This window comes from Pontivivens ytuae (assembly GCF_015679265.1).
Lineage (GTDB): Bacteria > Pseudomonadota > Alphaproteobacteria > Rhodobacterales > Rhodobacteraceae > Pontivivens > Pontivivens ytuae.
Map to the genome: position 1 here is coordinate 2,280,718 of NZ_CP064942.1, position 23,668 is coordinate 2,304,385.

A 23,668-nucleotide genomic window follows, 5' to 3' on the forward strand; every position below is an offset into this window, starting at 1 on the left:
CATGGAGAGCACGCCCTCCTTTCCCGACATCGTCATGCTCGCCATTCCGGCCTTCATCGTGCTGATGGTGATCGAGGTGCTGGTGATCCGCGCCCGCGGCACGGGCCGCTACGAGACGCGGGACACGCTGACGAGCCTGCTGATGGGGGCAGGCAACGTCGCCTCGGGCCTCCTGCTGGGCTTCATCACCTGGCACCTCTTCTTCTGGCTGTGGGAGTTCCGGCTCTTCGACCTCGGCACCGCATGGTATGTCGTGGTGATCTGCTTCCTGCTCGACGACCTGCGCTACTACTGGGTGCACCGGATCGGGCACACCTCGCGATGGGTCTGGGCGAGCCACGTGAACCATCATTCGAGCCAGCACTACAACCTCTCCACCGCCCTGCGGCAGACCTGGACCGGGGAGCTGACGGGGATGATGGTGCTGCAGGCACCGCTGGTGCTCTTGGGCTTCCACCCGCTGATGGTGTTTTTCGTGGCGGGGATCAACCTCGTCTACCAATTTTGGATCCATACCGAGGCGATCGGCAAGCTGCCCCGCTGGTTCGAGGCGGTGTTCAACACGCCCTCCCACCACCGGGTGCACCATGGTCGGAACGCGCAGTACCTCGATGCGAACTACGCGGGCACGCTGATCATCTGGGACCGCGTGTTCGGAACCTTCGTGCCGGAGGGGGAGACACCGGATTACGGGCTCGTGCACAACCTCGGCACCTTCAACCCGCTGCGGGTGGCGTTCCACGAATATGCCGGCATCTGGCGCGACGTGACCCAGCCCGGGATCACCTGGCGCGACCGCTGGAACTACGTGCAGAAGCCGCCGGGGTGGAGCCATGACGGCTCCCGCGACACCTCCGACGACATCAAGCGGGCCTATGTCGAGGCGAACCCGCACATGGCGGGCAAGCCGGGGCTGTGAGGCTCGACCAGGCGCTGGTGGCCGAGGGGCTGGCGCCGAGCCGGGCGCGGGCGGCTCAGCTCATCGCGGCGGGCGTGGTGACGGTGGACGGCGTCGTGGTGCGCAAAGCGTCAGCAAAGGTGAGCGGGACGCTTGCGCTGACCGAGGACCCGATCCCTTGGGTCAGCCGCGCGGCGCTGAAGCTGGTCCACGCGCTGGATGCGTTCGGGCTGGAGCCTGCGGGTGACTGTCTCGATCTCGGCGCCTCGACGGGTGGCTTCACGCAAGTGCTGCTGGCGCGCGGCGCGGCGCGGGTCTTCGCCGTGGATGTGGGGCGTGATCAGTTGCATCCGGACGTGGCGGCCGATCCGCGCGTCGTGCGCATGGACGCGGTGAATGCGAAGGATCTCGGCCTCGACCTGCTCCCGCCCCTCGACTGGATCGTGACCGATGTCAGCTTCATCTCGCTGGAAAAGGCACTGCCGCCGGCGCTTGCGCTCGCCAAGCCCCGCGCCCGCCTCATCGCGCTCATCAAACCGCAGTTTGAGGTCGGCGCGGCTCATGTGGGCAAAGGCGGCATCGTGAAGGACGCCGCGATCCGTGAGGCCGCTGCGACCCGCATCGAAGCCTTCCTCGCCGCCTCCGGCTGGACGGTCGAGGTACGCACTAAAAGTCCGATCACCGGCGGTGATGGCAACGTGGAGTACCTCGTGACCGCGGTGAAACGGTGAAGTGGCTGCTGGCCGCGCTTGCCGTGATCTGGCTCGCCGCCGCCGGATGGTTCACGGTCTCGCAGCGCGATCTCTTCTACCCGTTCGACACCGCCGACTACCCGGCGAGCGTTGCCGGGCCGGGCGTGCGCATTCGGGACCTCGACGGGCTGCAGGTCTGGTTCCGGCCGCCTGACCGCGACCTGCCGGTGATCCTCTACTTCATCGGCAACACGGGGAACCCGGCCCGGCAGGCTCCGCTGCTGCAGGAGTATACGGTGAACGGCTTCGGCCTCGTCACCCTGCGTTATCGTCAGGAGAGCGCGTCCGAAGAGCAGCTGATCTCCGACGCCCTCCACGTTGCCCGCTCGCTGGAGGAAATCATGGGCGCCCCGGTGCCGCCCGAGCGCCTCGTGATCCACGGCGTGTCCCTCGGCTCGGGTATCGCGACCGCTGTGGCGCTGGAGGTGGAGGCTGCGGGCCTGATCGTCGAGACACCTTTCACCCGGCTCTGCGACGTACCATCGGCGCATGTCCCCGGCCTGCCCTACTGCCTGCTCGCCCCCCGTAACCGCTTCGCCACCGTCGAGCGGATCGGTGCGCTCGACATGCCGCTCCTCGTCCAGCACGGAACGGCCGACAGCCTGGTGCCCTACCACATGGGCGAGGCGGTTTTCGCCGCTGCGCCTCAGCCGAAGCGGTTCCTCACCTATGAAGACGGCGACCACAACGACCTGCGCCTCTATGGCGCCGGCATTGACGCGCGAGCCTTCGCCGTGGAGGTCACGCACTGACCCTCATCTGTCCAGAAATATCCTCGGGGGGAATTGGCCGTGAGGCCAAGGGGTGCAGATGGCCCCCCGTCCCTATAATCGCGCAGCGAGCTCCGACCCCTGTTTGATCGCCCGCTTCGCATCGAGCTCGGCGGCGACGTCCGCGCCGCCGATGACGTGGACCGAGCGGCCTTGTGCCTCCAGGTCGTCGGCCAGGGCGCGCAGCGGCACCTGACCGGCGCAGAGGACCACGGTGTCGGCCTCGATCAGACGGGGGTTCTCCCGCGCTTCGCCGGTGGAGACCTCGACGCCCGCGTCCGTGATGCGTTCGTAGTTCACACCCGCCAGCATCTCCACATCCTTCATCTTGAGGGAGGCGCGGTGGATCCAGCCGGTGGTTTTGCCGAGGCCCGCGCCGGGCTTCTTGGCCTTGCGCTGCATCATGGTGACGGCGCGGGCCGGGGCCTCGGGCTGCGGACCCTCGGGGCGCAGGCCACCGGCGACGTTCGAGGGATCACCAACGCCCCATTCCGCGAGCCAGGCATCGAGGTTCTCGGTCGGGCTCTCGCCCTCGTGCACGAGATATTCGGAGATGTCGAAGCCGATGCCACCCGCGCCGATCACGGCGACCTTCTCGCCCACCTCAGCGCCACCGCGCAGCACGTCGACATAGCTCACCACATTGGCGCCATCCTGCCCTGCGATCCCGGGATCCCGTGGCAGCACGCCGGTGGCGATGACCACCTCGTCGAAATCGCCCAGCATGTCGGCGGTGACTTCGGTGTTCAGCCGCTGCTGCACGCCATGCACGTCCAGCATGGTGCGGAAGTAGTCGACCATGTGCCAGAACTCCTCCTTGCCGGGGATCTTCTTTGCCATGTTGAGCTGCCCGCCGACCTCGCTGTCCTTGTCGAAGAGCGTGACCTTGTGGCCTCGCTCCGCCGCCACCAGTGCGGTGGACAGGCCCGCAGGCCCCGCGCCGACCACGGCGACGGTCTTCGCGGCCGCCACCGGTTCGTAGTTCAGCACCGTTTCATGGCAGGCACGCGGGTTCACGAGGCAGGAGGTAAGCTTCATCGAGAAGGTGTGGTCGAGGCAGGCCTGATTGCACGCGATGCAGATGTTGATCTGCTCGGCCTTCCCCTCGGCCGTCTTCCGCATGAAATGCCCGTCGGCGAGCCAGGGCCGCGCCATGCTCACCATGTCGGCGCAGCCATCGGCCAGGATGTCCTCGGCGGTCTGCGGATTGTTGATCCGGTTCGAGGTGATGAGCGGGATCGAAACCTCGCCCATCAGCTTCTTCGTCACCCAGGTGAAGGCGCCGCGGGGCACGGAGGTCGCGATGGTCGGCACCCGCGCCTCGTGCCAGCCGATGCCGGTGTTGATGATGGTGGCCCCCGCCTTCTCGATCTCCTTGGCGAGGAGCACGACCTCCTCCCAGGTCGAGCCGTTCGGCACGAGGTCGATCATCGACAGGCGGTAGATGATGATGAAGTCGGTCCCCACGGCCTCCCGCGTGCGGCGCACGATCTCGATCGGCAGGCGCATCCGGTTCTCGTAGGAGCCGCCCCAGCGGTCGGTGCGCTTGTTGGTGTGGGTGACGAGGAACTGGTTGATGAAGTATCCCTCGGAGCCCATGACCTCGACCCCGTCATAGCCCGCCTCCTGCGCGCGGACGGCGGCGGTGACGATGTCGGCGATCTGCTTCTCGATCCCGTCTTCGTCGAGCTCGGCAGGCGGGAACGGGCTGATCGGCGACTTCACGGGGGAGGGTGCGACGCATTTCGGGGAGTAGGCGTAGCGGCCCGCGTGCAGGATCTGCATCGCGATCTTGCCGTCCTTCGCATGAACCGCGTCCGTCACGATCCGGTGGTTGGCGATGTCCTGATCGGTAAAGAGGCCCGCGGCACCCGGCAACACGCCGCCCTCCTCGTTCGGGGCCATGCCGCCGGTAACCATCAGGGCGGCCCCGCCCTCGGCCCGCTCCGCGAAGTAGGCGGCGATGCGGTGGTAGTCGCCGAGCTCCTCCAGCCCGGTATGCATCGAGCCCATGATCGCGCGGTTCTTCAGCGTGGTGAAGCCGAGGTCGAGCGGGGCGAGCAGGTGCGGATAGGACGACATGGGCAACCTCCGGAGTGTTTTGCCGGAGAATATGACGCGAAGGTCAACCTCGCACCCGGAAAAGGGCCGACGTCACGGCACGTCATGTTGCATCAAGCGAAACCGCCCGCTGCGGGGTGCAGCGGGCGGTTCGAAAGGCCGGTGGCGGCGCGGATCAGTCGTCTTCGTAGTCCGCGCGGCGGCTCACGTCGTTGTTCAGGCCGTAATCGCGGCCCACGTTGTCGATGTCGGGATCGATCACGACGAGGTTGTAGTTGTTGAGGCAGGATTCCTGCTCGCGGTCCCGCGGAAGGGCGGCGCAGGCCTGGGCGAGGTTTTCCACGCGCTCAGTATAGCTGTAGACATTCTGAGGATTTTCGGCAGAAGCGGCGCCGGCGAAAGCAGTAAAGGCGACAGCAGTCACAATAAGGGTGCGCATCTTGAACTCCCAGTTGATACGTCAAAGCGTTAACGGGGTACTAACGTGAGCCGCTGGCGGTGGTTCCTCATTTTCTCCGCTGTTTTTTTGTCGCAGCGCCGGGGCCGATTGCGCGGCATGGCGTGGCGGTGCTAACTGCGCAGCGACCCCGAGAGCGGAGACCGACCATGCGCCTGACCCTGCGCCGCCCCGATGACTGGCACCTCCACCTGCGCGACGGCGCGATGCTGGAGGGCGTGGCGCCCGAGAGCGCGCGGGACTTCGCACGGGCGCTTATCATGCCGAACCTCGTGCCGCCGGTGGTGACGGGGGCGCAGGCGGCCGCTTATCGCGAGCGCATCCTCGCGGCGTTGCCCGAGCGCGCCGCGTTCGATCCGCAGATGACGCTCTACCTGACCGAGGATACGGATCCCGACGACGTGGAGCAGGCGTTCCGGTCGGGCATCATCCGGGCCGTGAAGCTCTACCCGGCGGGGGCCACCACGAACTCCGCCTCCGGCGTGCGGGACTTCGACAAGGTGATCCCGGTGCTGGAGCGGATGGCCGAGATCGGCCTGACGCTTTGCGTGCACGGCGAGGTCACGACGCACGAGGTCGACATCTTCGACCGGGAAGCGGTGTTCATCGAGACCGTCCTCGACCCGCTGCGCTGCCGCCTACCGGAGCTGCGCGTGACGATGGAGCATGTGACGACGAAGGACGGGGTGGACTACGTGATGGGCGGCGAGGGGATCGCCTGCACGATCACGACGCACCACCTGATCATCAATCGCAACCACATGCTGGTGGGCGGCATCCGACCGCACTACTACTGCCTGCCGGTGGCCAAGCGCGAGGAGCACCGGCTGGCGCTGCGCGCCGCTGCAGTCTCCGGCCATCCGCGGGTGTTCCTCGGCACCGACAGCGCTCCCCATTCCGACGACGCGAAGGAGAATGCGTGCGGCTGCGCCGGCGTGTTCTCGGCCACCAACACGATGCCCCTGCTCGCCCACGTCTTCGAGGAGGAGGGCGCTTTGGACCGGCTGGAGGGCTTTGTCTCGCTGAACGGGGCCGCGTGGTACGGCGTATCCCTGAACGCGGGCGAGCTCGTGCTGGAAAAGGGTGACGCTACAGTGCCGTTCCCGGGCAAGATCGACACGGGCGCTGGGCCGGTGACGCTGTTCGATCCCGGTTTCGAGGTGCGCTGGCGGGTGGTCTGAGGCGGGGGCTACTGGGAAAGGCCCCGGATCAAGTCCGGGGCGGTCGTTCTCTTTACAACCGTCCCGGCCGAAGAGCCGGGACCTTTCCGCGAAGAGCGCTGCAATCGCCGCGTACCCCGCCACTCAAGCAATCAGAATCTGGTCCTCCTCCTGCGGCAGCGCGTTCCACACGCCGTCCAGCAGGTGGCTGTCGATCAGCTCGATCCCACCATCACCGCCGACCTTCGTCAGGTCGTAGACGGTGCCCGCGCCTACATGGCCCCAATAGGTCACCGCGTCGTTGAAGTCGTTGTCGGGGTCGTCGCCAAAGATCTCGATGATATTCTCGTCGCCCTGCCCGTCGAAGACGAAGTGGTCGTAGTAGGTCCCGTCCTGCCCGCCGATGCCGACCGTCTGCAGCACCACCACGTCGTCGAAGCGCTCGGGCGTCTGGCGGTATTGGAGCAGCGCCTCCCCGCCGCCCAGCGAGTGGCCGAAGATGTCGACGCTGGCGCCCTCGGGAATGTCCTCCGCAAAGAACGCGTCGATGATCGAGGTGACGGCGCGGCCGTGCCCCAGCGTGTTGCCCGCGAAGACGAGACCCCAGATGTCGGTGTTCACGTCCGCGAGGCTGTTGGTGCCGCCGACGCTGATCGCGTACTCCCCGGTCTCCACGTTCTTCAGGAGTGCGACATTGGCTTGGTAGGGTCCCTCACCGAAGACGAAGCCTTCCTTCTCCCGCACCCGGATCAGGTCGAACTCGCGCTCGGCCCAGGTGAGCTCGGTGTCCTCCCAGCCGCCGGGGTTGAGCTGGTAGATGGCCTTGGAGTCGAGAACGTAACCGTCCTTGTCGACGAGACCCTTCCGCTTGAGCTGGCTTTCGTCGAGATAGCCATGGCGCGCGGCGCTGATGCTGTCCTTGAGGAACTCGATATCGTCACCGGTCAACTCGTCCTGGGTGATGGTGTCCTGTTGCTGGGTCTGGCCCACGGCCTCGAACCGGGCGTATTTCTCGTCCTGATCGATGATGCCGAGGAAATCGAGCGTCTTCTCCGTCGCGTTGCGGGTCCAGAAATAGGCGTCGAACGCGGCCTGCACCGCGCCGATCGAGAAGTCCGTGAGGCCGTTTAGGATGGCGAGCGGGCCGGAGATGTCGGTGCTCTCTTCCCGGATGTCATCGGTCGCGCCGATGCCCGAGCCCTGTGTGACGGCCATGCCGACCGCGGGCTCCGCATCCCGGCGGAACCAGTCGAAAAGTCCCATGTTTCCCTCCCGTTGGTGTGTTTTGTCCGGAAAGTACGCAGAGGAACGGGGGCTCCAATCAATAAGCGCAGCGAAATGACGTTGCGAGATCTACAAGTTTATAGATCTTTTATTGCGCAACTGCGAATGGTGTTCGCGCACGCATCGCGGCGCGCCGTTGCCTGCGCTGCACCTGCGATGCTAGGGGAGCCGAAACCGCGCAGGGAGCCGATGCCGATGTTCGCCAACACCTACCCGTCCGACGAGGAAATGGCGCGGCTGACCGCGCGGATGCTGCTGGAGGTGGGGGCGGTGAATTTCCGCGCGGACGAACCCTACATCTTCACCTCCGGCATCGCGGCACCGGTCTATATCGACTGCCGCCGGCTGATCTCCTTTCCCCGCGTGCGGTCGGCGCTGATGGACTTCGCCTGTGCGAAGCTGACCCGCGATGTGGGGTTCGAGGCGTTCGATGCGGTAGCGGGTGGCGAGACCGCGGGCATCCCCTTCTCCGCCTGGATCGCGGAGCGGCTTGGTCTGCCGATGCAGTACGTCCGCAAGAAGCCCAAGGGGTTCGGCCGCGACGCGCAGATCGAGGGGTTGATCGAGGAGGGGCAGCGCGTGCTTCTCGTCGAGGATCTGACGACCGACGGCGGCTCCAAGGTGAAGTTCGCCGATGCGATCCGCACCGCCGGGGCGTCCTGCGACCACGCGGTGGTGATCTTCTACTACGACATCTTCAAAGATGCGCCGGAGAAGCTCCGTGGCCACGGGCTGGAGCTGCACTGGCTCGCGACCTGGTGGGACGTGCTGGCCGAGGCGCGGGCGCAGGAAGCGTTTGATGCCGCGACGCTGGATGCGGTCGAAGCGTTCCTGAACTCGCCGCTGGAATGGTCCGCGGCGCATGGGGGCAAGGCCGAGACCTCGGTCTGAGCGCCGGGCGCTGCCCGCTCGGGATATCTGAACAAGGTAGACGGAGCGCGCAGCCGCTTCATAAAAAAGGGCGCCCCGACGAGGCGCCCTTTTCCGTTGTCCGTAGTCGCGATCAGCCGGTCGGCGTGATCACGATCTCCACCCGGCGGTTCTGCTGACGGCCGAAGGAGGTGTCGTTGGAGGCCACCGGCTGCGTCTCGCCCGCGCCGCTGACGAACAGGCGGTTGGACGCCACGCCGTTCTGGATCAGCACGTTCGCAACCGAGCTCGCCCGACGCTCGGACAGGCCCTGGTTGTAGGAGGTCGAGCCGGTCGAGTCGGTGTGACCCGTGATCGACACGCGGGAGTTCGGGAACTGGCGCAGGTTGTTGGCAAGTGCTGCGAGCTGGTTCTGGAACGACGGCATCACGGTCGCGCTGTCGGTGGCGAAAGTGATGTTCTCGGGCAGCGTGACGAGCAGTTCCTGGCCGGTGTTCTGGATGTCGACGCCGGAGCCTGCGAGGTCGCGCCGCAGCTCGGCCTCCTGACGGTCGAGGTCGGAGCCGATGAGCGCGCCCGCGCCTGCACCGATGGCGGCACCGATCAGCGTGCCTTCGGTGTTGCCGCCGATGGCCTGGCCGAGTGCCGCGCCGCCGAGACCGCCGAGAACGGCGCCCTGGTTGCGGTTTGCATTCGGGCCTTGGCCCAGCGGGGCCTGCGCGCAGGCACTGAGCAGGATGGCCGCGACCGCAAGGCCGCCGATGGTGCTCGACTTGAGTTTCATATGTCCGGTTCCCCAAACTGTTTACTATGTCGCGCCGAAACGCATGGACGGAGTGATCCGTTCCGTGGGGTATGGCGTAGCGCTGCGGAAACGCACATCAACTTCGGTTCATCATACCAAAGGTTGGTGGGCGGGATCACGCCGATGTGTGCTGGATATCCTTCAATTCTTCCATCACCGCGACGAGTTCGGCGGTGATGCCGGGTTCGGAGAGGGCGTGACCGGCGGTGCGGATCATCCGCAGCTCGCTGTCGGGCCAGGCGCGGTTGAGCTCGTGCGCGCGTGCAGGCGGACAGATCATGTCGTAGCGGCCCTGCACGATGTAGCCGGGCACGCCAGTGAGGCGGGCGACGTCGCGCAGGATCTGCCCCTCGTCGATCCAGCCGTTGTGGCTGAAATAATGGTTCTCGATCCGGCTGAAGGCCCGGGCGTACTCGCCGGAGCCACCCGAGGACCGGCCGTGCGTCTCGAGTGCCGCAAGGTTCGACTCCCAGGCGGCCCAGGCGCGGGCGTAGCGGACCTGCTCCGCCCTGTCGGGGCCGAAGAGCCGCTTGCGGTAGGCGCCGATCATGTCGCCCCGCTCCCGCGGCGGGATGAGGCCGGTGAACCGCTCCCACTCCTCGGGCCAGAAGCGGGCGGCGCCGCCATTGTAGAACCAGTCGAGCTCGCCCTTGGTCATCAGGAAGACGCCGCGCAGGATGAGGCCGCGCACCCGCTCCGGATGCGCCTGCGCGTAGAGCAGCGCCAGCGTGGCACCCCAGCTACCGCCGAAGACATACCAGCGGTCGATGCCGAGGCGCGTGCGGATGCGCTCGATATCCGCGATCAGGTCATGTGTGGTGTTGTTGTCGACGCTCGCATGCGGTGTCGAACGGCCGCAGCCCCGCTGATCGAACAGGACCGCGCGATAGTGGTTGGGGTCGAAGAAGCGCCGCATCGCCGGGCTGCATCCGCCCCCCGGCCCGCCATGCAGGACGACGACCGGGATGCCGTCGCTCTTGCCCGATTGCTCGACATAAAGGCGATGACCGCCTGGTACCTCCAACACCATCTGTGCGGAGGGTTCCCGAGGCGGGTACAAACTGCGCCTATAGGGCGCGGCGTTTCGGCTTCCGTGTTCGCGCATCTCGGCACTATGTCCTAATGCAAATCGAGATGGAATCCATGGAGAACGGCATGACCGTGCAGACCACCGTTAATGACGGCGAAATCGCGAAGTTCCAGGCGATGGCCGAGGAGTGGTGGGATGAGGAGGGAAAGTTCAAGCCGCTCCACATGCTGAACCCCACGCGGCTCGACTACATCACCAGGCAGATCGCCGGGGAATTCGGGCGGGACCTCGCGGCGGACAAGCCCTTCGACGGCCTGCGCCTGCTCGATATCGGCTGCGGCGGCGGGCTGCTCAGCGAGCCGATGGCGCGGCTTGGGGCCGAGGTGGTGGGCGCGGATGCGGCCGAGCGGAACATCCCCGTCGCGCGCATCCACGCGGAGCAGTCCGGCCTCGACATCGACTACCGCCACACCACCGCGGAGGCGCTTGCCGCCGATGGCGAGCAGTTCGACGTCGTGCTCAACATGGAGGTGGTCGAGCATGTGGAGGACCCGGCGCTCTACCTCAAGTCCTGCGCGGACCTGCTGAAACCCGGTGGGCTGATGGTCTGCTCCACGCTCAACCGCAACCCCAAGAGCTTCCTCTTCGCCATCATCGGCGCGGAATACGTGATGCGCTGGCTGCCCAAGGGTACCCACGAGCATTCGAAGTTCATCACACCCGACGAGCTCTTCGACCTCATTCGCGGCGCGGGGCTGGATCCGGTGGACCGTACCGGCTTCAAGTTCGACTTCGTGAAATGGGACTGGGGTCTGTCCTCGACCGATCTGAGCGTGAACTATGTCACCGCGAGCGTGAAGCCGTCGGCCTGATCCCGGTTTTGACGTCCGTCACGGCGCGCTCCGCCCGCCCTCGTGTATACTGGGTGCCTGTGTAGGCTTACCGAGGGAGGATGTGATGAAGGTCAAAGACGCGATGCACGAGGGCGTCCAGTGGTGCGCCCCGGACACGCCGCTTGCGGAAATCAGCAAGCTCATGGCGCAGGAGGATATCGGCTCCGTTCCGATCGGCGAGGATGATCGCCTCGTCGGCATGGTGACGGATCGCGATATCTGCCTGAAGGCGTTCGGCAACGGGCGCGATCCGGCGAAGCTGACGGCCCGCGACGTCATGCACGAGGGCATCGTCTACTGCACCACCGAGGAGCAGATCGAGGATGCGGTTCACCTGATGGAATCGAAGGGTGTGCGCCGGCTGCCGGTCATCAACGACAAGAAGCGGATGGTCGGGATGCTGAGCCTCGGCGATGTCAGCCACGCCGTGTCTCATGAGTTGACCGGGGAGCTGACCCGCGCGGTCTCCGCCCACCACTGAGGTGGAAAGGTGCCGCCCCGCGCGGGACGGCACCACATTGTCTTACTGGAGCGCCAGATCGGTGATCGCGTGCGTCCAGGCCCCCTCCGGCTCGGCCGTGATGACCGGGTCTGAGCCGCCTGCGAGCAGCGTGTCCACCGTCCGCTGGTAGTCGGCCGGATCGAGCGTGCCGTCGGACCCTGCGGTCAGCTTCGCGATCTCGCCCATCATGCGGATCTGGTGCGCCTCGGTCTGCGCGCCTGTCGCGTCGTTGTCGAGCACGATGATCGCCGCGTCGGTCGGGTTCTCCTCCGCCCACTTCCAGCCACGCATCGAGGCGCGCACGAAGCGGACCATCTTGTCGACGAAGGCGGGATCCTCGAGGTTCTCCTCCAGCACGTAGATGCCGTCCTCCAGGGTGGAGACACCCTGCTCCTCGTAGAGGAAGGTCACGAGCTCGTCCTCACCCACGCCGGCATCCAGAACCTGACCGTACTCGTTGTAGGTCATGGTGGAGATGCAGTCGGCCTGCCGCTGCAGCAGTGGGTCGACGTTGAAGGCCTGGCGCAGCACGGTCACGCCGTCGTCGCCGCCATCGGTCGGAATGCCGAGCTGGCTCATCCAGCTCAGGAACGGATACTCGTTTCCGAAGAACCAGACACCGATCGTCTTGCCGCGGAAATCCTCCGGGCTTTCGATGCCGCTGTCGGCCCAGCAGGTGAGCATGAGGCCCGAGGACTTGAAGGGCTGTGCGATGTTGACCACCGGCACGCCCCGCTCCCGCGCGGCGAGTGCGGACGGCATCCAGTTGAGCATCACGTCGGCCCCGCCCCCTGCGAGCACCTGCGGCGGCGCGATATCCGGCCCGCCGGGCTGGATGGTCACGTCGAGGCCCTCTTCCTCGTAGTAGCCGTTCTCCAGCGCCACGTAATAGCCCGCGAACTGGGCCTGCGTGACCCATTGCAGCTGCAGCGTGACGTCATCATCCTGGGCAAGCGCCGGAGTGGCGAGCAAGCTCGCGGCGGCCAGTGTCTTCAGCAGTTTCATGTCTCTCTCCGTGTTGGAGGCTTCCCGTCAACGTCCCCGTTGCGACGGGTGCCAGAAGGTGGCCGCTCTCTCCAGGAGCGTTACCAGCCCGTAGAAGGCCGAGCCCGCGAGGGCCGCGACCAGAATCACCGCCCAGACGACATCGAGCGCGAGCCGCCCGACCTGGGTGGAGATGCGAAAGCCCATGCCGAGCGTGGGCGAGCCGAAGAACTCCGCCACGATGGCGCCGATCAGGGCGAGCGTCGTGCAGATCTTCAGACCGTTGAAGATGAAGGGTCCGGCGGCGGGCAGCTTGAGCTTCGCGAGCGTCTGCCACGGCGAGGCCGCGTAGGTCCGCATCAGGTCCGCTTGCATCCGGTCCGCTGCGGCGAGGCCCTGGACCGTGTTCACCAGCATGGGAAAGAAGCACATGACAGCGACGACCGCCGCCTTCGACTGCCAGCCGAAGCCGAACCACATCACGAAGATCGGCGCCATGCCGATGATCGGCAGGGCCGCCACGAAGTTGCCGATGGGCAGGAGGCCCCGCTTCAGGAACCCCGACCGATCCACCGCCAATGCAACGAGGAACGCCAGCCCGCAACCGATGGCATAGCCCGACAGGGCGCCCTTCAGGAACGTCTGGACGAAGTCCTCCCACAGCGTCCCGCCATTCACGACGAAGGCGCTGCCGATGGCCGAGGGTGGTGGCAGGATCGCTCCGGGCACGTTGAGCCCGCGCACGACCAGCTCCCACATCAGGAGCACCGTGACGCCGAAGACCACCGGTGCGGCGAGCCCGAGGCCCGGCCGTGCCCGCATCCGCGCGAGCCGCGCATTCATCCACCAGCCGCCTGCCCAGACGACAAGTGCTGCGAGGACGAGACCGCCGCTCATCGCGTGAACCCCATGCGCCGCATCGTGAACTTCTCCACCGCGCCGACCGCCAGGATCAGGACTGCGGCCAGCGCCGCTGCCGCGAACAGCGCGGACCAGATCTGCACGGTCTGCCCGTAATAGCTGCCCGCAAGCAGACGCGCGCCGAGCCCCGCCACGGCGCCCGTGGGCAGCTCACCGACGATGGTGCCGACGAGGCTCGCGGCGATGGCGATCTTCAGCGATGTGAAGAGATACGGCATCGAGGACGGCAGCCGCAGCCGCAGGAAGCCCTGCAGCCCGCTCGCGTTCCACGTCTTCATCTGGTCGAGTTGCATCTGCGTCGGCGCCCTGAGCCCCTTCACCATGCCGACCGTGACGGGGAAGAAGCTCAGGTAGGTCGCGATGATCGCTTTGGGGATAAAGCCCTGCATCCCCACGGAGTTCAGCACCACGATGATCATCGGCGCGATCGCCAGGATCGGAATGGTCTGCGAGGCGATGACCCACGGCATCACGCTCATGTCCATCGCTCGGTTGTAGACGATGCCGATAGCCAGCGCGATGCCGAGCGCCGCACCGAAGGCAAAGCCCGCCAAGGTGACCGACAAGGTGATCCAGCCGTGATGGATCAGGCTGCGCCGCGACGTGATCCGCTGCTCCACGGTCGTGTCCCACAGCTCCACCGCCACCTGATGCGGCGCAGGCAGGCGCGGGCGGTCCTGGCTCCAGGTCTCCGCGACCAGCTCGGAGAAGGTGAGCACACGCTCCTGCCGCTCCGCCTGCTGCCGCGCCCAGTCGGCGTTCAGGGCGACCGCACCCGCGTACCAGATCGCGACGATCGCTGCGAGAATGGTGAGGATCGGGATCAGGCTGCGCATCACGCGCCCGCTCCTTCATCTTTCCAGAAATACGCCCGTCCCGCCGGCTGCGGGCGGAGCGCCATCGCGTATTTGGGGAAAGATGAAAGCATCCTAGTCCTCAACGTGCCCGGCGCGCAGCCCCTCACGGACGCGGTGCGCGATCTCGATGAACTCCGGGGTGTCGCGGATGTCGAGCGGGCGCTCCTTCGGCAGCGGGCTCTCGATCACGTCGGTCACGCGGCCGGGGCGGGGGCTCATCACCACGATCTTGGTGGAGAGGTAGACCGCCTCCGGGATCGAGTGGGTGACGAAGGCGATGGTCTTCTCCGTGCGCGCCCATAGTGCGAGGAGTTGTTCGTTGAGATGGTCCCGCACGATCTCGTCCAGCGCACCGAAGGGCTCATCCATCAGCAGGATATCCGCATCGAAGGCGAGCGCGCGCGCGATGGAGGCGCGCTGCTGCATCCCGCCCGAGAGTTGCCAGGGGTACTTGTTCTCGAAGCCCGCGAGGTCCACGAGCTCCAGCGTGCGGCGTACCCGCCCAGCCTGTTCGGGCTTCGGGTAGCCCATGATCTCCAGCGGCAGACGGATATTGCCTCCGATGGTCCGCCAGGGGTAGAGGCCCGCGGCCTGGAAGACGTAGCCATAGGCGCGTGACTTGCGGGCCTCCTCGGGGCTCATGCCGTTGACGGTGATGGTGCCGCCGGTCGGGTGTTCGAGGTCGGCGGCGACGCGCAGGAAGGTGGTCTTGCCGCACCCCGAGGGGCCAATGAAGCTCACGAAATCGCCCTTGCGGATCGTCAGGTTCACGTCGCGCAGGGCGTGGACCGGGCCGTCATTGGTCTCGAAAGTCAGGGACAGGTCCCGCGCCTCGATCACGGCGGGGGCGGTGGCCGCATCGGGCGCGGTGGTTGCGTGCGCCGGTTCGGGCATGGCGACGGACGTGGGTGACACGTGTGAGGTCCCTTCGTTGGTCTGACCCGAATTGGCACAAATCCTGACCGTTCGGTCAAGTCCGATCGCCCACTTTCCGCCCATGGTGCTCGGCTGTGCCCAAAGCTTGGGCGCAGGTGCTTCTCCCGCATCAGCTCCGGCGGCGTCCGAACTCGACGAGATGCCAGATCAACCCGCAGCAGACCCCTGTCAGGGTGAAGGATATCACTAGACCCTCGGAGGCCGTCAGGGCCTCGAAAACCTCTCGCAGGTTGTCCGCACCAAGGCCCCCTACAACGACCGCAACAAGAAAGCCGACAGCAAGGCCACCGATCGCGGCCGCCCACCGGCTGGTGAGGCCGAACGCCAGCAGAATGAACCGCACGATGAGCGCGGGTATGAATGTGAAGATAGCGGCGAGAAGGCCGAACAGTAGGGTTGAGCTTAAATAATACAACAGCGCTTCGAAGAGTCTGACGGAACTCGCCGGTGCATCGGGCGCGTCGACCACACCAAACACAATCATCCAGAACGTGAGGATGTGCGTCGCGGCCAGACAGGTCAGGACGTAGGCGAGAATGGCCCGGAGCGGCCGGATCCTGACGGGTGAAGCGGGGGCAGGCGACGACATGGCTAGACGGAGTCGCTCCGTCGCGATCGGGTGAGTGACCGCTCGATATACCAGACGGCGAGGCCGATCAGGCCGCCTGGCAGGGCGAAGACCTCGACCGCGATCGCGATGGTGGCGACGCTGAACTGGCCTCCGCTCGCGCCGAAGAGACCGCCGACGAAGCCGACGATCGCCCATGTTGCCGCGGCGCGCGCCGGACTCTCCGGGATGACCCGGCGGGCCAGGATATCGACGGGGACGGCGAGGACCAGTGCCCCGCCGCTCATGGTCAGCCAGAGCCCGGCGAGGCCGAGCAAACGTGTCGCATCGATCGCGCCCCCGGCGTCACCGTCCTTCAGGACGAGCCAGGCGGAGGCGACGAGGCCGGCGAGCAAAGCGCCGCAGATCAACCCGATGATCCGGGTCCGCATCACGCTCTCGTACCGAGAGGGGCGCGGAAGGGCGTTTTCTGGATCATGGGGCCTCTCGCGGCCTTTCTGTGGTGTGCGCTGGAGCGGCATTCTCCAGCTGGCGTTGCTGGCGCCACCAGTACAGCGAAAGCATCCCGGTCGCCAAACACGCGATCGCGATACCCCACGGCGGTGCTAGGGGGATACGACTGTCGGAGAGCGCGGCGCCGGCGCCCTCCATCGCGATCGATGCTGCCGCGATGGGCACTGCTCCGCGAAGCGCTGCCGTTATCTGCCCGGTCATGACACGGTCCATCAACCGCCAAAGTCCGTAGCCGGTCGCAAGGAACACCAGCAGTGTGACAGGCGAGAACAGGAGCATGGCGAGCTTGAGTACAAACATAAACTCCAGTCCCACGAAGGCAGCAAACGCGCCACCATCCGTGACGAGCACTTGTGCCGCCTTCGTTGCTGGCTCGGCCAGGAGCAGGACGACGAGCCCCCATGTCACGACCTCCATGAACTGCCCGTTCACAGATGCCGGAGCAGCGTCGCGTCGGCGTCCTCGTATCAACCAGGTTGCGAGCGCGAGGCCGATCGCAAAAGCGATATGGAGCACGATCATCGCGGTCGGCGCCGGTCGAAAGCCTGTCTCAGCCGCTCACACGCCGCTCGGGATGTTGAGCGGGTTGCGTTCGATCTTGCGCGGAGAATTGAGGCTCTTCCATTTCGACAGGGCCTTGCTGGCGGATGCGAAGGGCGCGCGGCGGACGAACTTGCCGCGGCCCGGCTGCGGTTGGGAGTTCTGGCCGTGGGCCCAGATCACGTCACCGCGCGACAGGGTGTAGCGTGGTGAGGCCGTCACCTCCATCCCCTCGAACACGTTGTAATCGATGATCGATTTCTGCGTGGATTGGTGGACCGTGCGGCTCAGCTTCGGATCCCAGACCACCACGTCCGCATCGCCGCCCACCGTGATCCCGCCCTTCAGCGGGTAGATGTTGAGGATCTTGGCGATGTTGGTGGAGGTGACGGCCACGAACTCCTCCGGCGTCAGGCGCCCGGTCTCGACACCCGTGGTCCAGAGCATCGCCATCCGCTCCTCCAGCCCGCCGGTGCCGTTGGGAATGGTGGTGAAGTTGTCGAGGCCCATCCGCTTCTGCTCGTCGGTGAAGGCGGCGTGGTCCGTCGCCACCACCTGCAGGGACCCCGCCGCGAGACCGGCCCAGAGCGAGGCCTGGTGGTCCTTCGAGCGGAAGGGCGGGCTCATCACCCGGCGCGCGGCGTACTGCCAGTCCTTGTTGAAATACTCGCCCTCGTCGAGGGTCAGGTGCTGGATCAGTGGCTCGCCATAGACCCGCATCCCCTTCTGCCGCGCGCGCCGGATCGCCTCGTGCGCCTGCTCGCAGGAGACATGGACGATGTAGAGCGGGGTGCCCGCGGCATCCGCGATCATGATGGCGCGGTTCGCGGCCTCGCCCTCGACCTCCGGCGGGCGGGAATAGGCGTGGCCCTCGGGGCCGGTGATGCCTTCTGCGAGGTATTTCTGCTGGAGCTCGGCCACGATGTCGCCGTTCTCCGCATGGACGAGGGGCAGGGCGCCGAGTTCTGCGCACCGCTTGAAGGAGGCGAACATCTCGTCGTCCTCCACCATCAGCGCGCCTTTGTAGGCCATGAAGTGCTTGAAGGTGTTGATGCCGCGCTCCTTCACCACGGCCTCCATCTCGTCGAAGATGGTCTCGTTCCAGCCGGTGATCGCCATGTGATAGGAGATGTCGCAGCAGATCTGGTCCTTCGACTTGCGGTCCCAGTCGTCGATGGCGTTGAGCAGCGAGCCGTCCTCGCCCGGCAGGCAGAAGTCCACCAGCATCGTGGTGCCCCCGGCCGCGGCGGCGAAGGTGCCGCTCTCGAAGGTCTCGGCCGCGGTGGTGCCCATGAAGGGCATCTCCAGATGCGTATGCGGGTCGATCCCGCCGGGGATGACATAGGCGCCCGTGGCATCGATGACCTCGTCGCCGGTCAGGTTCTCCCCGATCTGCGCGATCTTCTCCCCCTCGATCAGGATATCTGCGGTGAACTGACGATCCGCGGTGACGACGGTGCCGCCCTTGATGACTTTGGTCATGGGTTTGTCTCCTCGGTCGGTATGGACTCCGAGATTGCTAGTAGGAGCCGTTTCAATTCGCTGTCAGAGAGGTTGTAGCCGCTCTCGAGCAAAGCTTGAGTACAAAGTTCGATTAGTACGCTGATCGGTAGCGATAGGGCGCCGATACGCGTAACGCCGTACTCGCCATAGTCTCCGCCCGAAGCCGAGCTTCTGTACTTCCAAGATAGAGATAGCTCGTCCGCATCAATGCCAACGTTGTATTTAGGCTTTTTGATCCGATCGCTATTAATCCAGAGATAGCTATCGCTAGATTTCACATCCGTGCCAGACCGGACATGTATTTTCTTCACCCCACCACCTCCGCCGTCTCCACCACGGCGTGGAACAGGACGTTGGCCCCCTTTTCGGCCCACTCCGGCGAGATTTCCTCGGCTTCGTTGTGGCTCAGGCCGTCCACGCAGGGGCACATGACCATGGCCGTGGGGGCCACGCGGTTGATCCAGCAGGCGTCGTGGCCCGCGCCCGAGATCAGGTCGCGGTGGGAGTAGCCCAGCCGCTCAGCCGCCGCGCGCACCGCACCCACGCAGCCCTCGTCAAAGGCGACGGGGTCGAAGCCGCCGACCTTCTCGAATTCGACCTCCAGCCCCATCTCGTCGCAGATCGCCTTTGCGCCGGCGCGCAGGCGGCTCTCCATATCCTCGATCACGCTCAGCTCCGGTGAGCGGAAGTCGACGGTGAAGACGACCTTGCCCGGGATCACGTTCCGCGAGTTAGGGTGGACGTCGATATGGCCTGCTGCGCCCACGGCGTGCGGCTTGTGTGACCAGGCGATTTCATCCACCAGGTCGAGGATGCGTGCCATGCCGAGGCCCGCGTTCTTGCGCATCGGCATGGGGGTGGAGCCGGTGTGGGCGTCCTTCCCCGTCACCGTCACCTGCGTCCAGCTCAACCCCTGGCCGTGGGTGACGACGCCGATCTCCTTGTCCTCGGCCTCGAGGATCGGGCCTTGCTCGATATGGAGTTCGAAGAAGGCGTGCATCTTGCGGGCGCCGACCTCTTCCTCACCGCGCCAGCCGATCCGGTCGAGCTCGTCGCCGAAGCGCTTGCCCTCCGCATCCGTCCGATCCTCCGCCCAGTCCTGCGTGTGGATGCCCGCGAAGACGCCGGAGGCAAGCATGGCGGGGGCGAAGCGGGTGCCCTCCTCGTTGGTCCAGTTGGTGACGACGATAGGGTGCTTGGTCTTGATGCCGAGGTCGTTCATCGAGCGGATGATCTCCAGCCCGCCGAGGACGCCGAGAACGCCGTCATACTTTCCGCCGGTCGGCTGCGTATCCAGGTGGGAGCCCACATAGACGGGGAGCGCATCTGGGTCTGTGCCCTCGCGCCGGGCGAACATGTTGCCGATCTGGTCGAGCCCCATCTCGCAGCCCGCATTCTCACACCATTTCTGGAAGAGGGCGCGGCCCTCGCCGTCGGCGTCCGTCAGGGTCTGGCGGTTGTTGCCGCCCGCGACGCCGGGGCCGATCTTTGCCATCTCCATCAGGCTGTCCCACAGCCGGTCGCCGTTGATCTTCAGGTTTTCACCGGGGGCGTTGGCGGCCATGGCGTGTCTCCTTCCTGGAACCGTCCCGGCCGCAGTGCCGGGACCGTCTGAAAAAGGCCCCGGAGCGGGTCCGGGGCGGTCGTCCTCAACTCGGGAAGCTGAACGTCGCACCCTTGGCGATGCCGTCGGGCCAGCGGGTGGTGACGGTCTTCAGGCGGGTGTAGAAGCGGACGCCCTCGGGTCCGTAGATCGCGTGGTCGCCGAAGGCGGAGCGCTTCCAGCCGCCGAACGAGTGATAGGCGACCGGCACCGGGATCGGGACGTTGACGCCGACCATGCCGACCTCGATCCGATCCGCGAAGTCGCGCGCGGCGTCCCCGTCGCGGGTAAATATGGCTGTGCCATTGCCGTATTCGTGGGCGTTGATGAGGTCGACCGCACTCTCATAGGTCTGCGGGCTAAGGACGGAGAGCACGGGGCCGAAGATCTCAGTCCGGTAGATGTCCATCTCCGGCTCGACCTTGTCGAAGAGCGTGCCGCCGAGGAAATAGCCGTTCTCGTAGCCCTGCAGGGTGAAGCCGCGGCCATCGACGACCAGGTCCGCACCCTGCTCGACCCCGCGGTCGATGAGGCCGGAGATGCGCTCCTTCGCCTCCGCCGTGATGACCGGACCCATCTCCGCATCCGGATCGGTGGAAGGGCCGACCTTCAGCGCCTCGACCTTCGGCTTGAGGGCGCTGACGAGCTTTTCACCCGTCTCCGCGCCGATTGGGACGGCGACCGAGATCGCCATGCAGCGCTCGCCGGCCGAGCCGAAGCCCGCGCCCATCAGCGCGTCCGCCGCCTGGTCCATGTCGGCGTCCGGCATGACGATCATGTGGTTCTTGGCCCCGCCGAGCGCCTGCACCCGTTTGCCGGCCGCGGTGCCGCGGGCATAGACGTATTCCGCGATCGGGGTCGAGCCGACGAAGCTGATCGCCTTCACGTCCGGATGGTCGAGCAGCCGGTCCACGGCGCCCTTGTCACCGTGCACGATGTTCATCACGCCGTCGGGCAGGCCGGCTTCCTTCAGCAACTCCCAGGCGAACATCGGCGCGGACGGGTCGCGTTCGGAGGGCTTTAGGACGAAGGTGTTCCCGCAGGCGATCGCGATGGGATACATCCACATCGGCACCATGGCGGGGAAGTTGAAGGGCGTGATGCCCGCGACGACGCCCAGCGGCTGTCGGTCGCCGTAGCTGTCTATGCCGGGGCCGGTGTTGCGGCTGAACTCGCCCTTGAGAAGCTGCGGGATACCGCAGGCAAACTCCACCACCTCAATGCCGCGGGCGACCTCGCCGAGCGCGTCGTCATGGGTCTTGCCGTGCTCGCGGGAGAGCTCCTTCGCCAGCTTGTCTGTGTTGGCGTTGAGCAGTTCGAGGAAACGGAACATCACGCGGGCCCGCTTTAGCGGCGGCGTGCGGGACCACGCTGGGAAGGCGGCCTTGGCCGAGGCGACGGCGGCATCCACCTCATCGGTGGTGGAAAGGGGGAGAGTGCCGATCGCCTCCCCGGTCGCGGGGTTGAAGACGGGCTGGGAGCGGTCGGACGCGCTCTCGACAAGCTGGCCGTTCAGCGCGTTGCGGATGGTGTAGGTCATGGCTTGGCTCCGCAGCGGGATCGCGGGGAGGCGGCGCGCGCCTCCGGCGGGGATATTTCGACAAGGTGGAAGGCGGGGTGTCGCGCCGAAGGCGCGGTAGCGTCGACGACGGGCGGGAGGGCCTCGGTCATGGCAGGTCCTTCAGCACGTCGGCGAGGGTGCCGAAGAGCTCGTCGATATGGTGCTTCTCGATGATCAGCGGCGGGGAGAGGGCGATGATGTCGCCCGTGGTGCGGATCAGGACGCCCTTGTCATAGCAGCGCAGGAACGCCTCGAACGCGCGCTTGGTCGGGTGGCCCTCGATCGGCTCCAGCTCGATGCCGGCGATCAGGCCGAGGTTCCGGATGTCGATGACGTGGGGCAGGCCCTTGAGCGAATGCGCCGCATCCTCCCAATAGCTCGCCATCTCGGCCGCGCGCTCCAGCAGGCCCTCCTCGCGGTAGGTCTCCAGCGTGGCGAGGCCCGCGGCGCTCGCCACCGGGTTGCCTGAGTAGGTGTAACCGTGGAAGAGCTCGATCATGTTCTCCGGCCCGTCCATGAACGCGTCATGGATCGCGCCGGTGGTCAGCACCGCACCCATCGGGATCACGCCGTTCGTCAGGCCCTTGGCCGTGGTGATCATGTCCGGCAGAACGTCGAAGCGCTGGGCGGCGAAGGGTTTGCCGAGCCGGCCGAAGCCGGTGATGACCTCGTCGAAAATCAGCAGGATCCCGTGCTTGTCGCAGATCTTGCGCAGCCGGGCGAGGTAGTCGATCGGCGGGATCAGCACGCCGGTGGAGCCCGCCAGCGGCTCCACGATCACCGCGGCGATGGTGGAGGGATCGTGCAGCGCGCAGATCCGCTCCAGCTCATCCGCCAGATGCGCGCCATAGGTGGGCCGCCCGCGGGTGAAGGCGTTGTGCTCCAGGTCGTGGGTGTGGGGCAGGTGATCGACGCCGGTCAGCAGGCTGCCGAAATGCATGCGGTTCTTCACGATCCCGCCGACCGAGATGCCGCCGAAGTTCACCCCGTGATAGCCCCGCTCGCGCCCGATGAGCCGGGTGCGCGAGCCCTCGCCCCGTGCGCGGTGATAGGCGAGCGCGAGCTTCAGCGCCGTCTCCACGCTCTCCGACCCGGAATTGGTGTAGAAGACGTGCTCCATCCCCTCCGGCGCGATGTCGATCAGGCGGTTGGCGAGCTCGAAGGCCTTCGGGTGGCCCATCTGGAAGGCGGGCGCGTAGTCGAGCTCGCCGACCTGCTTCGACACAGCCTCCGTGATCTTCGGCCGCGCGTGGCCCGCGTTGCAGCACCACAGCCCCGCGGTGCCGTCGAGCACCTGCCGCCCGTTGGCGGTGGTGTAGTGCATGTCCTTCGCTGCGACGAACATGCGCGGGTTCTTCTTGAACTGGCGGTTCGCGGTGAAGGGCATCCAGAACGCGTTGAGATCGTTCGGAACGGCGGTCGTCCGGTCGGACATCGGGACCCTCCTGTCAGGCCCGGCGGTTTCGGCTTTGCGCCGTCCGGCGGTGCGGCTATGGTCTTTTGACCAATTGGTCAGAACGCTATCAGAGCGCCTAACCCAGTCAAGCGCCGCGTCGGGAGGGAAGATGGCAGATGGAGCTCCGCGCAAGGAGACGCGCATCCAGGCCGAGAAGCGTGAGCTGATCCGGGAGGCGGCGCTCGACGTTTTCTCCCGCCACGGCTTTCGGGGCTCGACCCTCGACCAGATCGCGGAGGCGGCGGGGCTCTCCAAGCCCAACCTGCTCTACTATTTCGAGAGCAAGGATGCGATCCACCGTGACCTGCTGGAGCGGCTGCTCGACACCTGGCTCGATCCGTTGCGGGAGCTTGACGGCGGCGGCGATCCGGTCCGAGAGATCCGCGGCTACATCCAGCGGAAGCTGGAGGCGGCGCGCGACTATCCCCGCGAAAGCCGCCTCTTCGCCAACGAGATCATTCAGGGCGCGCCCCGCATCGCCGACGAGCTGCAGGGGCCGCTGCGCGAGCTGGTGGATGAGAAATCCGCGATCCTGCGGCGCTGGATGGCCCAGGGGCGGCTGGCGCGGATGGACCCGCACCACCTGATCTTCGCGATCTGGGCGATCACGCAGCACTACGCCGATTTCGACGTGCAGGTGCGCGCGGTACTCGGCTCCGACGACGAGGCGCGGTTCCACGATGCCGCCGCGGCGATCGAGATGCTGTTCTTCCGCGGGCTGCTGCCGCGTTAACACCTCGTTCA

Annotated in this window: 24 protein-coding genes; 8 read left to right on the forward strand and 16 right to left on the reverse strand. The window is 66.3% G+C overall.

Features of this window, described 5'->3' with window-relative positions; all coding sequences use genetic code 11:
- Nucleotide 1: 1 nt before the first annotated feature.
- From I0K15_RS11040 to I0K15_RS11050, 3 genes are read left to right on the forward strand one after another with little or no spacing between them, the layout of a single operon-like run.
- Nucleotides 2-919, forward strand: a complete 918-nt coding sequence (locus I0K15_RS11040) for a sterol desaturase family protein (protein ID WP_196101576.1) — start codon at nt 2-4, stop codon at nt 917-919.
- Nucleotides 916-1,629: a TlyA family RNA methyltransferase gene (locus I0K15_RS11045; protein ID WP_196101577.1), complete on the forward strand. Its 714-nt coding sequence runs from the start codon at nt 916-918 to the stop codon at nt 1,627-1,629. The genes I0K15_RS11040 and I0K15_RS11045 overlap by 4 nt, the downstream gene beginning before the upstream one ends.
- Entirely contained in the window at nt 1,626-2,402 is a 777-nt protein-coding gene (locus I0K15_RS11050) for an alpha/beta hydrolase (RefSeq protein WP_196101578.1), read from the forward strand. The genes I0K15_RS11045 and I0K15_RS11050 overlap by 4 nt, the downstream gene beginning before the upstream one ends.
- A 72-nt stretch (nt 2,403-2,474) precedes the next feature.
- Here I0K15_RS11050 and I0K15_RS11055 read toward each other — a convergent pair whose 3' ends face one another.
- Both I0K15_RS11055 and I0K15_RS11060 read right to left on the reverse strand, forming a co-directional pair.
- Complete coding sequence (locus tag I0K15_RS11055; protein ID WP_196101579.1) at nt 2,475-4,502, reverse strand: NADPH-dependent 2,4-dienoyl-CoA reductase; 2,028 nt, start codon at nt 4,500-4,502, stop codon at nt 2,475-2,477.
- Nucleotides 4,503-4,656: 154 nt separating this feature from the next.
- Nucleotides 4,657-4,920 (reverse strand): hypothetical protein, encoded by a 264-nt coding sequence (locus I0K15_RS11060; RefSeq protein WP_196101580.1) that lies wholly within the window; start codon nt 4,918-4,920, stop codon nt 4,657-4,659.
- A gap of 167 nt (nt 4,921-5,087) precedes the next feature.
- Here I0K15_RS11060 and pyrC point away from each other — a divergent pair, with 167 nt between their 5' ends.
- Nucleotides 5,088-6,119: a dihydroorotase gene (pyrC, locus tag I0K15_RS11065; RefSeq protein WP_196101581.1), complete on the forward strand. Its 1,032-nt coding sequence runs from the start codon at nt 5,088-5,090 to the stop codon at nt 6,117-6,119.
- Nucleotides 6,120-6,242: 123 nt separating this feature from the next.
- Here pyrC and I0K15_RS11070 read toward each other — a convergent pair whose 3' ends face one another.
- Nucleotides 6,243-7,361, reverse strand: a complete 1,119-nt coding sequence (locus tag I0K15_RS11070; RefSeq protein WP_196101582.1) for a hypothetical protein — start codon at nt 7,359-7,361, stop codon at nt 6,243-6,245.
- A 216-nt stretch (nt 7,362-7,577) separates the two neighbouring features.
- Here I0K15_RS11070 and I0K15_RS11075 point away from each other — a divergent pair, with 216 nt between their 5' ends.
- Nucleotides 7,578-8,273 (forward strand): orotate phosphoribosyltransferase, encoded by a 696-nt coding sequence (locus I0K15_RS11075; protein WP_196101583.1) that lies wholly within the window; start codon nt 7,578-7,580, stop codon nt 8,271-8,273.
- Between the two features lie 112 nt (nt 8,274-8,385).
- Here the strand turns inward: I0K15_RS11075 and I0K15_RS11080 are convergent, their stop codons facing one another.
- Both I0K15_RS11080 and pip read right to left on the reverse strand, forming a co-directional pair.
- Nucleotides 8,386-9,036, reverse strand: coding sequence for a YiaD family glycine zipper/OmpA-like lipoprotein (locus tag I0K15_RS11080; protein ID WP_196101584.1), 651 nt, complete (start codon nt 9,034-9,036; stop codon nt 8,386-8,388).
- A gap of 136 nt (nt 9,037-9,172) precedes the next feature.
- Entirely contained in the window at nt 9,173-10,087 is a 915-nt protein-coding gene (gene pip, locus I0K15_RS11085; protein WP_422393980.1) for a prolyl aminopeptidase, read from the reverse strand.
- A gap of 125 nt (nt 10,088-10,212) precedes the next feature.
- On the opposite strand from pip, the gene ubiG reads away from it, so the two are divergent.
- Together ubiG and I0K15_RS11095 are read left to right on the forward strand one after the other, a co-directional pair.
- Nucleotides 10,213-10,959 carry a bifunctional 2-polyprenyl-6-hydroxyphenol methylase/3-demethylubiquinol 3-O-methyltransferase UbiG gene (ubiG, locus tag I0K15_RS11090; RefSeq protein WP_196101586.1) on the forward strand — a complete coding sequence of 249 codons (747 nt, stop codon included), beginning with the start codon at nt 10,213-10,215 and terminating at the stop codon, nt 10,957-10,959.
- An 85-nt stretch (nt 10,960-11,044) separates the two neighbouring features.
- Complete coding sequence (locus I0K15_RS11095; protein ID WP_196101587.1) at nt 11,045-11,461, forward strand: CBS domain-containing protein; 417 nt, start codon at nt 11,045-11,047, stop codon at nt 11,459-11,461.
- A 42-nt stretch (nt 11,462-11,503) separates the two neighbouring features.
- Here the strand turns inward: I0K15_RS11095 and I0K15_RS11100 are convergent, their stop codons facing one another.
- From I0K15_RS11100 to aptA, 11 genes are all read right to left on the reverse strand, one after another.
- The gene (locus tag I0K15_RS11100) at nt 11,504-12,487 is read right to left on the reverse strand and encodes an ABC transporter substrate-binding protein (protein WP_196101588.1); all 984 of its coding nucleotides are present in this window, start codon (nt 12,485-12,487) and stop codon (nt 11,504-11,506) included.
- 27 nt (nt 12,488-12,514) lie between these two features.
- Entirely contained in the window at nt 12,515-13,363 is an 849-nt protein-coding gene (locus I0K15_RS11105) for an ABC transporter permease (protein ID WP_196101589.1), read from the reverse strand.
- Complete coding sequence (locus tag I0K15_RS11110) at nt 13,360-14,223, reverse strand: ABC transporter permease (protein ID WP_196101590.1); 864 nt, start codon at nt 14,221-14,223, stop codon at nt 13,360-13,362. Before I0K15_RS11110 ends, I0K15_RS11105 begins: the two co-directional genes overlap by 4 nt.
- Nucleotides 14,224-14,316: 93 nt before the next feature.
- Nucleotides 14,317-15,138, reverse strand: coding sequence for an ABC transporter ATP-binding protein (locus I0K15_RS11115; RefSeq protein ID WP_196105454.1), 822 nt, complete (start codon nt 15,136-15,138; stop codon nt 14,317-14,319).
- A 151-nt stretch (nt 15,139-15,289) separates the two neighbouring features.
- The gene (locus tag I0K15_RS11120) at nt 15,290-15,769 is read right to left on the reverse strand and encodes a hypothetical protein (RefSeq protein WP_196101591.1); all 480 of its coding nucleotides are present in this window, start codon (nt 15,767-15,769) and stop codon (nt 15,290-15,292) included.
- A 2-nt stretch (nt 15,770-15,771) separates the two neighbouring features.
- Nucleotides 15,772-16,179 (reverse strand): hypothetical protein, encoded by a 408-nt coding sequence (locus I0K15_RS11125; protein ID WP_196101592.1) that lies wholly within the window; start codon nt 16,177-16,179, stop codon nt 15,772-15,774.
- 43 nt (nt 16,180-16,222) lie between these two features.
- Complete coding sequence (locus tag I0K15_RS11130; protein WP_196101593.1) at nt 16,223-16,783, reverse strand: hypothetical protein; 561 nt, start codon at nt 16,781-16,783, stop codon at nt 16,223-16,225.
- Between the two features lie 36 nt (nt 16,784-16,819).
- Nucleotides 16,820-18,283 carry a dihydropyrimidinase gene (gene hydA, locus I0K15_RS11135; RefSeq protein ID WP_196101594.1) on the reverse strand — a complete coding sequence of 488 codons (1,464 nt, stop codon included), beginning with the start codon at nt 18,281-18,283 and terminating at the stop codon, nt 16,820-16,822.
- Nucleotides 18,284-18,611: 328 nt separating this feature from the next.
- Nucleotides 18,612-19,868, reverse strand: coding sequence for a Zn-dependent hydrolase (locus I0K15_RS11140; RefSeq protein WP_196101595.1), 1,257 nt, complete (start codon nt 19,866-19,868; stop codon nt 18,612-18,614).
- A gap of 85 nt (nt 19,869-19,953) precedes the next feature.
- Nucleotides 19,954-21,447 (reverse strand): CoA-acylating methylmalonate-semialdehyde dehydrogenase, encoded by a 1,494-nt coding sequence (locus tag I0K15_RS11145; RefSeq protein ID WP_196101596.1) that lies wholly within the window; start codon nt 21,445-21,447, stop codon nt 19,954-19,956.
- A 127-nt stretch (nt 21,448-21,574) separates the two neighbouring features.
- A complete protein-coding gene (gene aptA, locus I0K15_RS11150; protein ID WP_196101597.1) occupies nt 21,575-22,903 on the reverse strand; it encodes an omega-aminotransferase AptA in 1,329 nt (442 codons plus the stop codon).
- A 130-nt stretch (nt 22,904-23,033) separates the two neighbouring features.
- Between aptA and I0K15_RS11155 the strand changes: the two genes are divergently transcribed.
- Complete coding sequence (locus I0K15_RS11155) at nt 23,034-23,657, forward strand: TetR family transcriptional regulator C-terminal domain-containing protein (RefSeq protein WP_196101598.1); 624 nt, start codon at nt 23,034-23,036, stop codon at nt 23,655-23,657.
- Nucleotides 23,658-23,668: the final 11 nt, after the last annotated feature.

What these genes read in the sequence shown, in the direction of transcription:
- pip (WP_422393980.1), bottom strand. Translation starts at nt 10,087, where the DNA reads ATGGTGTTGGAGGTACCAGGCGGTCATCGCCTTTATGTCGAGCAATCG.
- I0K15_RS11155 (WP_196101598.1), top strand. Translation starts at nt 23,034, where the DNA reads ATGGCAGATGGAGCTCCGCGCAAGGAGACGCGCATCCAGGCCGAGAAG.
- I0K15_RS11055 (WP_196101579.1), bottom strand. Translation starts at nt 4,502, where the DNA reads ATGTCGTCCTATCCGCACCTGCTCGCCCCGCTCGACCTCGGCTTCACC.
- aptA (WP_196101597.1), bottom strand. Translation starts at nt 22,903, where the DNA reads ATGTCCGACCGGACGACCGCCGTTCCGAACGATCTCAACGCGTTCTGG.
- I0K15_RS11075 (WP_196101583.1), top strand. Translation starts at nt 7,578, where the DNA reads ATGTTCGCCAACACCTACCCGTCCGACGAGGAAATGGCGCGGCTGACC.
- I0K15_RS11115 (WP_196105454.1), bottom strand. Translation starts at nt 15,138, where the DNA reads ATGCCCGAACCGGCGCACGCAACCACCGCGCCCGATGCGGCCACCGCC.
- I0K15_RS11130 (WP_196101593.1), bottom strand. Translation starts at nt 16,783, where the DNA reads ATGATCGTGCTCCATATCGCTTTTGCGATCGGCCTCGCGCTCGCAACC.
- hydA (WP_196101594.1), bottom strand. Translation starts at nt 18,283, where the DNA reads ATGACCAAAGTCATCAAGGGCGGCACCGTCGTCACCGCGGATCGTCAG.
- I0K15_RS11040 (WP_196101576.1), top strand. Translation starts at nt 2, where the DNA reads ATGGAGAGCACGCCCTCCTTTCCCGACATCGTCATGCTCGCCATTCCG.
- I0K15_RS11070 (WP_196101582.1), bottom strand. Translation starts at nt 7,361, where the DNA reads ATGGGACTTTTCGACTGGTTCCGCCGGGATGCGGAGCCCGCGGTCGGC.
- I0K15_RS11120 (WP_196101591.1), bottom strand. Translation starts at nt 15,769, where the DNA reads ATGTCGTCGCCTGCCCCCGCTTCACCCGTCAGGATCCGGCCGCTCCGG.
- I0K15_RS11100 (WP_196101588.1), bottom strand. Translation starts at nt 12,487, where the DNA reads ATGAAACTGCTGAAGACACTGGCCGCCGCGAGCTTGCTCGCCACTCCG.
- pyrC (WP_196101581.1), top strand. Translation starts at nt 5,088, where the DNA reads ATGCGCCTGACCCTGCGCCGCCCCGATGACTGGCACCTCCACCTGCGC.
- I0K15_RS11060 (WP_196101580.1), bottom strand. Translation starts at nt 4,920, where the DNA reads ATGCGCACCCTTATTGTGACTGCTGTCGCCTTTACTGCTTTCGCCGGC.
- I0K15_RS11110 (WP_196101590.1), bottom strand. Translation starts at nt 14,223, where the DNA reads ATGCGCAGCCTGATCCCGATCCTCACCATTCTCGCAGCGATCGTCGCG.
- I0K15_RS11145 (WP_196101596.1), bottom strand. Translation starts at nt 21,447, where the DNA reads ATGACCTACACCATCCGCAACGCGCTGAACGGCCAGCTTGTCGAGAGC.
- ubiG (WP_196101586.1), top strand. Translation starts at nt 10,213, where the DNA reads ATGACCGTGCAGACCACCGTTAATGACGGCGAAATCGCGAAGTTCCAG.
- I0K15_RS11125 (WP_196101592.1), bottom strand. Translation starts at nt 16,179, where the DNA reads ATGCGGACCCGGATCATCGGGTTGATCTGCGGCGCTTTGCTCGCCGGC.
- I0K15_RS11140 (WP_196101595.1), bottom strand. Translation starts at nt 19,868, where the DNA reads ATGGCCGCCAACGCCCCCGGTGAAAACCTGAAGATCAACGGCGACCGG.
- I0K15_RS11095 (WP_196101587.1), top strand. Translation starts at nt 11,045, where the DNA reads ATGAAGGTCAAAGACGCGATGCACGAGGGCGTCCAGTGGTGCGCCCCG.
- I0K15_RS11080 (WP_196101584.1), bottom strand. Translation starts at nt 9,036, where the DNA reads ATGAAACTCAAGTCGAGCACCATCGGCGGCCTTGCGGTCGCGGCCATC.
- I0K15_RS11105 (WP_196101589.1), bottom strand. Translation starts at nt 13,363, where the DNA reads ATGAGCGGCGGTCTCGTCCTCGCAGCACTTGTCGTCTGGGCAGGCGGC.